General features: G+C 72.4%; 10 protein-coding genes. 3 read left to right on the top strand and 7 right to left on the bottom strand.

The features are described from left to right. Positions 1-95 precede the first annotated feature (95 nt). The 4 genes from pcaDC to IF47_RS0125005 form a co-directional block, all read right to left on the bottom strand. Positions 96-1,484 carry a bifunctional 3-oxoadipate enol-lactonase/4-carboxymuconolactone decarboxylase PcaDC gene (pcaDC, locus tag IF47_RS0125020; protein WP_031511274.1) on the bottom strand — a complete coding sequence of 463 codons (1,389 nt, stop codon included), beginning with the start codon at positions 1,482-1,484 and terminating at the stop codon, positions 96-98. A 66-nt stretch (positions 1,485-1,550) separates the two neighbouring features. Further along, positions 1,551-2,099 (bottom strand): hypothetical protein, encoded by a 549-nt coding sequence (locus IF47_RS0125015; RefSeq protein ID WP_031511273.1) that lies wholly within the window; start codon positions 2,097-2,099, stop codon positions 1,551-1,553. Beyond that, a complete protein-coding gene (locus IF47_RS0125010) occupies positions 2,096-3,241 on the bottom strand; it encodes an ROK family glucokinase (RefSeq protein WP_031511272.1) in 1,146 nt (381 codons plus the stop codon). The genes IF47_RS0125015 and IF47_RS0125010 overlap by 4 nt, the downstream gene beginning before the upstream one ends. Positions 3,242-3,364: 123 nt before the next feature. Then, positions 3,365-4,084: a GntR family transcriptional regulator gene (locus tag IF47_RS0125005; protein ID WP_037733347.1), complete on the bottom strand. Its 720-nt coding sequence runs from the start codon at positions 4,082-4,084 to the stop codon at positions 3,365-3,367. Between the two features lie 421 nt (positions 4,085-4,505). On the opposite strand from IF47_RS0125005, the gene IF47_RS0125000 reads away from it, so the two are divergent. Next, positions 4,506-5,297 carry an IclR family transcriptional regulator gene (locus IF47_RS0125000; protein WP_031511270.1) on the top strand — a complete coding sequence of 264 codons (792 nt, stop codon included), beginning with the start codon at positions 4,506-4,508 and terminating at the stop codon, positions 5,295-5,297. Here IF47_RS0125000 and IF47_RS0124995 read toward each other — a convergent pair. After that, positions 5,294-5,659: a DUF5955 family protein gene (locus tag IF47_RS0124995; RefSeq protein WP_281179539.1), complete on the bottom strand. Its 366-nt coding sequence runs from the start codon at positions 5,657-5,659 to the stop codon at positions 5,294-5,296. The two genes, IF47_RS0125000 and IF47_RS0124995, sit on opposite strands and share 4 nt — an antisense overlap. 458 nt (positions 5,660-6,117) lie before the next feature. On the opposite strand from IF47_RS0124995, the gene aceB reads away from it, so the two are divergent. Beyond that, on the top strand, positions 6,118-7,740 hold the full coding sequence (aceB, locus tag IF47_RS0124990) for a malate synthase A (RefSeq protein ID WP_031511268.1): 1,623 nt from the start codon (positions 6,118-6,120) through the stop codon (positions 7,738-7,740). Positions 7,741-7,877: 137 nt separating this feature from the next. On the opposite strand, the gene IF47_RS0124985 is transcribed toward aceB, so the two are convergent. Beyond that, complete coding sequence (locus IF47_RS0124985; RefSeq protein WP_031511267.1) at positions 7,878-9,581, bottom strand: AMP-binding protein; 1,704 nt, start codon at positions 9,579-9,581, stop codon at positions 7,878-7,880. A 145-nt stretch (positions 9,582-9,726) separates the two neighbouring features. After that, positions 9,727-10,119 carry a VOC family protein gene (locus IF47_RS0124980; RefSeq protein ID WP_051718204.1) on the bottom strand — a complete coding sequence of 131 codons (393 nt, stop codon included), beginning with the start codon at positions 10,117-10,119 and terminating at the stop codon, positions 9,727-9,729. A 247-nt stretch (positions 10,120-10,366) separates the two neighbouring features. On the opposite strand from IF47_RS0124980, the gene IF47_RS0124975 reads away from it, so the two are divergent. Next, positions 10,367-10,837 carry a hypothetical protein gene (locus IF47_RS0124975; RefSeq protein ID WP_037733340.1) on the top strand — a complete coding sequence of 157 codons (471 nt, stop codon included), beginning with the start codon at positions 10,367-10,369 and terminating at the stop codon, positions 10,835-10,837. The last annotated feature ends 44 nt before the right edge of the window (positions 10,838-10,881 follow it).

Raw genomic sequence — 10,881 nt, 5'->3', positions numbered from 1 at the left:
TGCTGCCAGAAGGGCGTCCAGGTTTGTCTTCACACACTGACCAACGGGCGCCCTTCGCCATGGTCGCGACCAGGACAGACATCGGACTCATTCATCTAGTCCCTGGGGGCGGTCTCCTCCCGGATGACGCGCTGGGCCACGGCGAAGGCGGCGTTGGCGGCGGGCATCCCGCAGTAGACGGCCGTGTGCAGCAGCACTTCCTTGATCTCGTCCGGGGTGAGCCCGTTGCGCAGCGCCCCACGGGTGTGGGAGGCCAGGTCGTCGAGGTGGCCGAGGGCGGTGAGGGCGGTGAGGGTGACCACCGAGCGGGTGCGGCGGTCGATGCCGGTGCGGGCCCACACCTCGCCCCAGGCGTAGCGGGTGAGGAAGTCCTGGAAGTCGCCGGTGAAGGCGTCGCTCTTCGCCATGACGCGGTCCACGTGGGCGTCGCCGAGCACGTCGCGGCGGATGCCCATACCGGTGTCGTACGTGGGGCCGGGGTCGGTCGGGCGGGGTTCGCCGGCCGTGAGGGCCGCGACGGCGGAGCCCTGCGGCGACTCCTCCCGATCGGCGGTGGGAGCGGTGTTCGATGCGGCGTTCGATGCGGTGTTCGGGGTGGCGTCGGGTGCGGCGTCGGGTGGGATGTCCGCACGGCTCACGGTCACGGTGGTCGCGGGCGGCGGCGGGGCGTAGGGGGCGGGGGCGACGGCCGGGGTGTCCTGCCGTCCGTGGGGCAGCGTGGTGGAGAGGTGGGCCACGAGCAGCTCGGTGACCTCCGCGGGGCGTTCCACCGGGGCCATGTGGCAGGCGTCGGGGACGAGGGCGAGTCGGGCGTCGGGAATCCCGGCCACCAGGGCGCGGGCGTCGGCGGGCGGGGTGGCCCGGTCCTCGGCGCCGGCGACGACCAGGGTGGGCACGCCGATCCGGCCCAGTTCTCCGCGGATGTCGAAGGAGACGAACGCCTCACAGGCGGCTATGTAGCAGCCGGGGTCGGTGGTGCGGACCATCTGGACGGCCCAGTCGACGATGGCGGGCTGTGCGGCGGCGAAGGCGGGGGTGAACCAGCGTTCGGGGACGGAGCGGGCGATGGGGTCCAGTCCGTTGGTCCGGACGACGACGCCGCGCTGCCGCCAGGAGTCGGGGGTGCCGTACCGGGGCGCGGAGGAGATCAGCGCGAGGGAGGCCACCTTCCGGGGAGCGCCGAGCGCGATCTGGGCTCCGACGGCTCCGCCCAGGGAGCAGCCCACGTAGGCGAAGCGGTCCACGCCCAGGGCGTCGATCGTGGCCAGCAGCCGGACGGCGAGTTCCGCCACGGTGGGGGCCGGGTGGGCGGGGGAGCCGCCGTGGCCGGGCAGGTCGTAGCGGAGCACGCGCCAGTGGCGGCTCAGCTCGGGGATCTGGCGGTCCCACATGTGCCAGGTGGTGCCGAGCGCCGGGCCCAGGACGACCAGGGGCGCGTCGGGCGGTCCGTCGATCCGGTACTGGAGGGTCTTGGTCTCGCTCACGCCGCCACGCTACCGACCAGGTGGTACGGGGCGGGTGGGCGGGGCGTGCCGCGCGGAGCGCGGGGCTCAGAACTCCGTCGTGGAGACGACGTAGACCCGGGGGCGCTTCTCGTGGGTGACGTCCACGGTGATCTCCAGGTCGGGCCGCTCGCCGGGACGCTCGATCGTGGTGCCCGCGTACCGGCGGCCCGGAACGTCGAGTTCCCAGCCGACCACGTCCGCCTGTCGGTCGCTGACGCCCTCCTGGCCCTCGCGGAGTTCGGAGGGGTCGCTGCCGATCTCCTTCAGGAAGGTCTCCAGTTTCGTCTTGGAGGTGCGGAACTGGACGTAGAACGAGCTGCGCTCCCAGGAGTTGGTCTCGTAGTGCGCCACATAGCTCGACCCCTTGGGTATGGGGACCTCGTAGATGCGTCGCTCGACCTTGCTCGGCCACTGCCACACCAGGCCGGTGGCCGCGGCGTCCCGCTGCTTGTCCTTGCCGCTCTCGCGGCTCTGGTAGGCGGAGAGCACCAGGTAGCCGGCCGGAATGGCGATCAGCAGCACCACCACGAGGGCGGCCAGCCAGCGGCGCTCGGGGCGGTGCGGTGGGCGGTCGGGCGGGGGGAGGGTGGTCATCGGCCGCTCACCCACCCCCGGGTCGGGAGCAGGCCGACCCCGATGCGTTCGTACCGCTCCACGCGGCGACGGTTGGCGCGGCGGAACCGGCGGGCGACCAGCCGGGCGAGGTCGGCGGCGCCGACCATGCCGGCCTCCGGGCCGAGCTGGGCCCGGACGATGCGGGCCTCGGGGCGGTAGCCACGGCCGGTGAGGTGGCGGCGGAAGGCTTCCCGGGCGGGTCCGATGAGGAGTTCGTCGGCGGCGCTGACCCCGCCCCCGATGACGAAGCAGGAGGGGTCCAGGGCGGCGGCCAGGTTGGCGATGCCGATTCCGAGCCACTCGCCGATCTCCTGGAGGAGTTCGACGCACATCGCGTCGCCCTCGCGGGCCAGCTCGGTGATCAGCGGACCGGTGATGTCGGGGATGTGCCCGCCGACCCGCGCGATGATCCCGTGCGCGACCGGTGACTCGGCGGCGGCCAGCTCGCGGGCCTCGCGGACCAGGGCGTTGCCGGAGCTGTACTGCTCCCAGCAGCCTCGGTTGCCGCAGGGGCAACGGTGACCGCCGGGCACGACCTGCATATGGCCGAACTCGCCCGCAACGCCGTATTTACCCCGTTTGACCTGGCCGTCCTCGAGTATGGCACCGCCGATGCCGGTACCGAGGGTGATCATGACGAGGTGCTCCTCGCCCCGGCCCGCGCCGAAGCGCCACTCGCCCCAGGCGGCGGTGTTGGCGTCGTTGTCGACCATGACGGGTACGGCCAGCCGGGCGGTCAGCGCGTCGCGCAGCGGCTCGTCGCGCCAGGCGAGGTGGGGGGCGAACAGCACCCTGGAGCAGTCGGAGTCCACCCAGCCCGCCGCGCCGATGCCGACGGCGTGGACGTCGTGGCGGTCGGAGAGGTCCAGGACCAGCTCGGTGATGGTGTCCTCGACGACTTTGGGGCTCTTGGACTTGTCGGGGGTCTCGGTGCGGATCTTCTCCAGGATGTTGCCCTCGGCGTCGACGACGCCCGCCATCACTTTCGTACCGCCGATGTCGATGCCCACCGTCGGCACGCGCGGTGCGGACAGGTGCGAGCGCCGCTCGCGGGTCGCCACGGTGCGTAGCACCGTCGCTCGGGTCGAGTTGCGGTGCGTCCGGTCGCGGTACGTGCTCATCAGATCGATTGTGCACCACGCGCGGTCACCGTTTCGGCGAGAGACCGGGATACGGGTCGATCCGTGACCGAGCTGTTCCGGTCCGCCGCCCGCGCCCCGGCACGCACACCTGTACGAACCGGGTCAGGAGCGGACGAGGAGCTGGAACTCGAAGGCGTACCGGGAGGCGCGGTAGAGGTGGGAGCCGTACTCCACGGCCCGGCCGGTGTCGTCGAAGGCCGTGCGCTCCATGGTCAGCAGCGGCGCGCCTTCCGACTCGCCCAGCAGCTCGGCCTCCTCGGCGGTGGCGGAGCGGGCGCCGACGGTCTGCCGGGCGCTGTGGAGGGTGACGCCGGCGGAGCGCAGCAGCCGGTACAGCCCGGTGTCCTCCAGCTTGTCGCCGTCCAGGCCGATCAGGTCGGTCGGGAGGTGGTTGCGCAGGTAGGCCATGGGTTCGCCGTGGGCGGAGCGGAGCCGTTCCACCAGGCGCACCTCGCTGCCCTCGGGGAGGCCGAGGGCGGCGGCGACCTCGGCGGTGGCCTCCACGGTGTCCAGTCGCAGGACCCGGGTGCCGGGGCGCTGCCCGGCGGCCTCCAGGTCGTCGTAGAGGCTGCTCAGCTCCAGGGGGCGCTTGATCTGGCTGTGCACGACCTGGGTGCCGATGCCGCGGCGGCGCACCAGCAGGCCCTTGTCCACCAGGGCCTGGATGGCCTGTCGGACGGTGGGCCGGGACAGACCGAGCCGTCCGGCCAGCTCGATCTCGTTGCCCAGCAGGCTCCCGGGGGAGAGCCGGCCCTGCTCGATGGCCGCTTCGAGCTGTTGCGAGAGCTGGAAGTACAGCGGGACGGGACTGCTGCGGTCCACGCTGAACTGGAGGTCCACCGGATCCTTCTTCGCCACGGTGCGGAGCCTAGCCCCGACATCGATTGACGGAAAGACGTGAGGTCAGATTGACAGGACAAACCACACAGAGTGAGCGGTTTCCCACGCTCCGGCAGTGACCCCTCCCCCGGGCCGGCCGGCTCGGGGACGTCCGCCTCCCGGTGTCGCGCGATCGTCCGCCCCTCTTCCCGACTCCCTTCCCGACGCCCCGGCCCCCTGGGGCGTTCCGCGGGTTTCCACCGGCCGGAGGGGCTTCCCGAACCGGCCGGAGGGGCTTCTCGACAGCGCGTCCCGCGCCGCCGCGGCCTCTCGCCGGGCCGGTCCGCGACCGGGGCGGCACGGACTCCGGACGGCCGGGACGGACCGGTAGGCTGCGCCTGACCCGACTCGAAAGGATCGTGACGTGTCGCCGTCCGCCGAGCGCAAGCCCTCCGCCGCCAACGGCGGCGTCCAGTCCCTGGAGCGCGCCTTCGGCCTGTTGGAGCGGATGGCCGACGCCGGGGGCGAGGTCGGACTGAGCGAGCTGGCCGCCGACAGCGGGCTGCCCCTGCCCACCATCCACCGGCTGATGCGCACCCTGGTGGCCCGCGGCTACGTGCGTCAGCAGCCCAACCGCCGCTACGCGCTCGGTCCCCGCCTCATCCGACTCGGCGAGAGCGCGTCCCGACTGCTGGGCTCCTGGGCGCGACCGCACCTGGAGCGGCTGGCCGAGGAGACCGGCGAGACCGCGAACATGGCACTGCTGGACGGCGACGAGGCGGTGTACGTCGCGCAGGCGCCCTCCCGACACTCGGTGCGGATGTTCACCGAGGTCGGCCGTCGGGTGCTGCCGCACTCCACGGGGGTGGGCAAGGCGCTGCTGGCGCACCTTCCGGACGAGGAGGTGCGGGCGCTGCTGTCCCGCACCGGGATGCCGGCCTCCACCGAGCGGACCATCACCTCGCCGGACGTCTTCCTGGAGGCCCTGGAGCGGGTGCGCGAGGACGGGTACGCCGTGGACGACAACGAGCAGGAGATGGGGGTGCGCTGCATCGCCGTGCCGGTGCCCGGCGCGCCGACGGCGACCGCCGTCTCGATCTCGGGTCCGGCGGGCCGGGTGACGGACGCGGCCCGGGACACGTTCGTCCCGCTGCTGAAGGAGGTCGCCCACGACCTTTCGGCCACGCTGGCCGGCGCCCGACCCACCGGCGACTAGTGGGCCGACGGCCTCGGCGCCGGCGGGCGAACGCCCTCCCCCGACGGTCGACGTGCCGGTCGTCCGAACAGCTCGACGGCGTTGCGCACCTCTCCCAGGGCCTCGGCCAGCGCGCTCACCGAGCCGATCGCACTCGCAATCAGCAGCAGCGAGTGACGCAGCCGGGGGATGTCGGGTTCACCCGCCCGCACCATGGCCTCCACGGCCGCCAGTTCACCCTCGGCTATCCCCCGGTCCGCCAAATGGGCCCGATAACCGGCGAGTTCACGTTGTAAGCGGGTCACGGCCCGGCGCAGTTCCATGACCCGGGGGTCCCTCTGCCCGTGCACGACCTCGCGTCGTTCCACCGCTTCGTTTCGCAACGCAGCTCCCCCCACACGGATGCTGTGTTCCGTTGTCGTTCCGTTGCCGTTCCGCCGTCGTTCCGCCGTCGTTCAGTCGTTCCGCCACTGCCGGCGCACGCGCCCACGGGGCGTCCTCCACTCCCGTCGGCCCTCCTGCCACGCCGGGCGGGCGGAAGGGGTCCGCACAGTAAACGCCACTCTCCGCACACCGCGCTATACGGAGGGCGAAACTCGGGGCACAAATCCGGCCATTCGAATCGACGTTCCCCTCGTTTCTGCCCGAGGCACATGCTCCCGGTAGAAGCCGAGGACAAAAGGAGCGATCGCGACATGACCCCACACGGGGCTGGCGCGGGAACGGCGAAGGCGTGTCACCGGCCGATGGACGTTGCCCTTCCACGATGAGGAAATTAACCTCCATTGCCGAGCAGTGCCGGTGAGCGCTGTGTGCCGCCCCGACGAAGGAGTGACAGCCCATGTCCGCAGCAGCACCGCCCCCGCCGGTCGCCGTCCACGTCGATCCCGGCCGAGCGCCGGAGCGCCAGGACGAGATCCTCACCGAGGCCGCCCTCGCCTTCCTCGCCGAACTGCACCACCGGTTCACCCCGCGCCGCGACGAGCTGTTGGCCCGCCGGGCCGAGCGCCGCGCCGAACTCGCCCGGACCGGCACCCTGGACTTCCTCCCCGAGACCGCCCACGTCCGCGAGGGCGACTGGCAGGTCGCCCCCGCCCCCGAGGCCCTGACCGACCGCCGGGTGGAGATCACCGGTCCGACCGACCGGAAGATGACGATCAACGCCCTCAACTCGGGCGCCCGTGTCTGGCTCGCCGACTTCGAGGACGCCTCCTCCCCCACCTGGGAGAACGTGATCGGCGGTCAGATCAACCTGCGCGACGCCCACGAGCGCCGGATCGACTTCACCTCCCCCGAGGGCAAGCGGTACGCCCTCCGCCCCGACGAGGAGTTGGCCACCGTCGTGGCCCGGCCACGCGGCTGGCACCTGGACGAACGTCACCTGCGGGCCGGCGGCCGTCCCGTCCCCGGCGCGCTGGTCGACTTCGGCCTGTACTTCTTCCACAACGCCCGCCGGCTGCTGGACGCGGGCAAGGGCCCGTACTTCTACCTGCCCAAGCTGGAGTCGCACCTCGAGGCGCGGCTGTGGAACGACGTCTTCGTCTTCGCCCAGGAGTACTGCGGCGTCCCGCAGGGCTCCGTCCGCGCCACCGTGTTGATCGAGACCATCACCGCCGCGTACGAGATGGAGGAGATCCTCTACGAGCTGCGCGACCACGCCTCCGGGCTCAACGCGGGCCGCTGGGACTACCTGTTCTCCATCGTCAAGACCTTCCGCGACGGCGGCGAGCGGTTCGTGCTGCCCGACCGCAACGCGGTGACCATGACCGCGCCCTTCATGCGCGCCTACACCGAACTGCTGGTGCGCACCTGCCACAAGCGCGGCGCCCACGCCATCGGCGGCATGGCCGCGTTCATCCCCGACCGCCGCGACCCCGAGGCCAACGAGCGGGCCTTCGCCAAGGTCCGGGCCGACAAGGACCGCGAGGCGAGGGACGGCTTCGACGGCTCCTGGGTCGCCCACCCCGACCTGGTGCCGGTCGCCCGGGAATCCTTCGACGCGGTGCTGGGCGACCGCCCCCACCAGAAGGACCGGCTGCGCGAGGACGTCCGCGTCACCGCCGCCGACCTGCTCGCCGTCGACTCCCTGGAGGCGAGGCCGACCCGCGCGGGGTTGGTCAACGCCGTCCAGGTCGGCATCCGCTACATCGAGGCGTGGCTGCGCGGCACGGGAGCCGTGGCGATCTTCGGGCTGATGGAGGACGCCGCCACCGCCGAGATCTCCCGCTCGCAGATCTGGCAGTGGGTGGACGCCGGCGTGGTGCTGGACACCGGGGAGAAGGTGACCCCCGAACTGGTGCGCTCCCTGGCCGAGGAGGACCTGGCGGGCATCCGCGCGGAACTCGGCGAGGAGGCGTACGCGGCGGGCCGGTGGCGCCAGGCGCACGGCCTGCTGCTGCGGGTGGCGCTGGACGAGGACTACGCCGACTTCCTGACCCTGCCCGCGTACGAACTGCTCGACTGACGCACCCGCCCGTCCGGCGGACGCCGGACGGGCGCCGGGGCCGGACGGGCGGAACCGAGAATGACCGGAACCAGTCCCTCCGGCCTCTTCTCGTCCCGCCCGGCCCCGGGCGGGACGAGAACGGTTCGGACGGCGGTTCAGCGGTCCCGTTCCCGGTGCCCGTCCCGGTACTCGGTGCCCGTGCCGTCCTCCCGGACGCGCGCCGCGTGCTCGCGCAGCTCGACGCGGCGGATCTTGCCGGAGATCGTCTTGGGCAGCTCGGCGAACTCCAGGACCCGGACCCGCTTGTAGGGGGCGAGGACGGCGCGCGAGTGCGCGAAGATCGCCTCGGCGGTCTCCGGCCCCGGCTCCCATCCGTCGGCGAGCACGATGTACGCCTTGGGCACGGCCAGCCGCACCGGGTCCGGCGAGGGGACGACGGCGGCCTCGGCGACCGCCTCGTGCTCCAGCAGGGCGCTCTCCAGCTCGAACGGGGAGATCTTGTAGTCGGAGGCCTTGAAGACGTCGTCGGCGCGTCCGACGTAGGTGATCCGACCGTCCGCGTCGCGCGAGCCGATGTCCCCGGTGTGGTAGTGGCCGCCCGCCATCGCCTCGGCGGTGCGCTCGGCGTCCCCGTGGTAACCGGCCATCAGGCCGAGGGGCCGGTGCGCGAGGTCGAGGCAGATCTCGCCCTCGTCCACGCCCGGCTTGCCGGTCACCGGGTCCACCAGTTCCACGGTGTATCCGGGAGCGGGGAACCCCATGGAACCGGCCTTGATCGGCTGCCCGGGGAAGTTGCCGATCTGGACGGTGGTCTCGGTCTGCCCGAAACCGTCGCGGATGGTCACGCCCCAGGCGTCGCGGACCCGCTCGATGACCTCGGGGTTGAGGGGTTCGCCGGCCGCCACCACCTCGCGCGGCGGGGTGCGGAGCTGCGTCAGGTCCGCCTGGATGAGCATGCGCCACACGGTCGGCGGCGCGCAGAAGGTGTCCACTCCCACCCGGTCCATCTCGGCCATCAGCCGGGCGGCGTCGAACCGGGTGTAGTTGTGCACGAAGATCGTCGCCTCGGCGGACCAGGGCGCGAAGAAGCTGCTCCAGGCGTGCTTGGCCCAGCCCGGCGAGGAGATGTTGAGGTGGACGTCGCCGGGCTTGAGGCCGATCCAGTACATCGTCGACAGGTGCCCGACCGGGTACGAGACGTGGGTGTGCTCGACCAGTTTGGGCCGGGCGGTGGTGCCGGAGGTGAAGTACAGCAGCAGGGTGTCGTCGGCGCGGGTCGGCCCGTCCGGTTCGAACTCCGCCGGGGCGCGGTACGCCTCCGCGTGGTCCAGCCAGCCCGGCGCCGCGCCGCTCCCGACGGCGACGCGGGTGTAGTCGCCGGGCACGTCGTCGAACTTGCCGGTGTCCGCGGCCCGGACGACCACGTGCGCGGCCCGTCCCCGTTCGATGCGGTCGGTCAGGTCGGCGGGGCCCAGTTGCGGGGTGGCGGGGATGACGACGGCGCGCAGTTTCATCGCGGCCAGCAGGGTCTCCCACAGCTCGACCTGGTTGCCGAGCATGACCAGGACCCGGTCTCCCGCCCGTACTCCCAGCTCCCGCAGTCGGTTGGCGACCCGGTCGGAGCGGACGCGCATCTCCTCGAAGGAGACGGTCGTCTCGCTCCCGTCCTCCTCGGCGATGTGCAGGGCGGTGCGGTCGTTGCCCTCGGCCACCGGATCGAACCAGTCCAGGGCCCAGTTGAAGTGCGTGAGGCTCGGCCACCGGAACTCCTCGCGGGCCGCCGCGTGGTCCTCGCGGTGCCGCAGCAGAACGTCTCGTGCGGCGCGGAAGGCCTCGGTCGGGGTGGCGGATGCCGTCATGCGTCCTCCTCGCTGCCCGGGATCCGCACGCCGTCGTGCGGCCCCGTGGGGCGTCGTGTGGCGGGTGCACCGATCTCACCACCCCGGGGCCGGGCGGGGGAAGGGCCACGGCGTCCCGATCGTCGCCGTGCCCCTCCCGGCGGAGTCAGCCGTCGACGAAGAGGCAGAACGGGTGGCCGACCGGGTCGGTGTAGACCCGTACGTCGTCCTGGGGTTGGAAGTCGGCGAGGGTCGCGCCGACGGCGACGGCGTGTCGGTGGGCCGACTCCAGGTCGTCGACCTCGAAGTCCAGGTGGAGCATCATCTGTTGGCGGTCGCGGCGGCCGGGCCAGGTCGGCGGCCGGTACTCCGGCTCGGTCTGGAAGGAGATCTTCGTGGCCTCCGGGCCCTTCAGACTCACCCAGTCCGGTCCGTCCTCGACTGTTTCCCAGTTCAGCAGGCGGCGGTAGAAGTCGGCGAGTTCGCGGGCGTCGGGCGCGTCGAGGACGACGCCCGCGAATGCCCTGGGGACGCCGTCGTGGTCGGGGGTGTCGCTCACGGTGGGGGGCCTCCGCGCGGGTCGTGGGGACAGGTCGTCATCGAACCGGGTACCCGCGCCGGTCCCCGTCCCACACCGGCGCGTGGTCCGCGTCCGGCGCGCGGCGGTGGTGCGGAGGGTGCGGGGACGGGTCCGGTCCGCGCGGGACGGGTGGGGCGGACGGACGACCCTCTAATCAAGTTTGACTAGTCACTGGTCGGGCAGTACGGTCGCACCGTCCGATCACCATGTGACGAATGGAGTGCCCGTGCGGCGCAGCGAGATCGCCGAGGCCCTGACCGGCTACACCCCGACCGAGGAGGACCTGCGCGGCCTGGCGGAGTGGTTCGAGACCTATGACGCGCACAGCTCCGCGCCCACGCCGGAGAACGTCGAGCGCATGGCCGACATGGCGGTCTTCCCGCTCAACCTGGTGACCGACGGCTCGGACGGCAACGCCCGGACCGGCCAGTGGGACCGGGAGCGGTACGTGGCGACGATGAACGCGGTGATGGGCGGCGGAGGCGAGCAGGACGTCCGCTTCGAGTCGGTCCGCACCCCCTTCTTCCTCTCCCCCTCCGTCGCCGTGGTGTTCACCTCCTCGGTGATGACGACGGGCGACGGCGAGGAGCACCGCATGAACTACGCCGACGTCCTGGTCCGGCGGGACGGCGTCTGGTCCTTCCAGACGATGATCCAGAGCGGCTGGGCGGACATGCTGGAGGACCGCCCCTCCTGACGGCGCGCCCGCCCTCCGGGCACGGCGCGGGTCGTGGGCGCGGG

Source organism: Streptomyces megasporus, from assembly GCF_000718985.1.
GTDB lineage: Bacteria > Actinomycetota > Actinomycetes > Streptomycetales > Streptomycetaceae > Streptomyces > Streptomyces megasporus.
Note: the sequence above shows the minus strand (reverse complement) of the source record. Positions and strands in the feature narration are given on the sequence as shown.

Excerpts from the sequence above, each read along its gene's own strand:
- IF47_RS0124985 (WP_031511267.1), bottom strand. The coding sequence starts at position 9,581 with ATGACGGCATCCGCCACCCCGACCGAGGCCTTCCGCGCCGCACGAGAC.
- aceB (WP_031511268.1), top strand. The coding sequence starts at position 6,118 with ATGTCCGCAGCAGCACCGCCCCCGCCGGTCGCCGTCCACGTCGATCCC.
- IF47_RS0125015 (WP_031511273.1), bottom strand. The coding sequence starts at position 2,099 with ATGACCACCCTCCCCCCGCCCGACCGCCCACCGCACCGCCCCGAGCGC.
- IF47_RS0125010 (WP_031511272.1), bottom strand. The coding sequence starts at position 3,241 with ATGAGCACGTACCGCGACCGGACGCACCGCAACTCGACCCGAGCGACG.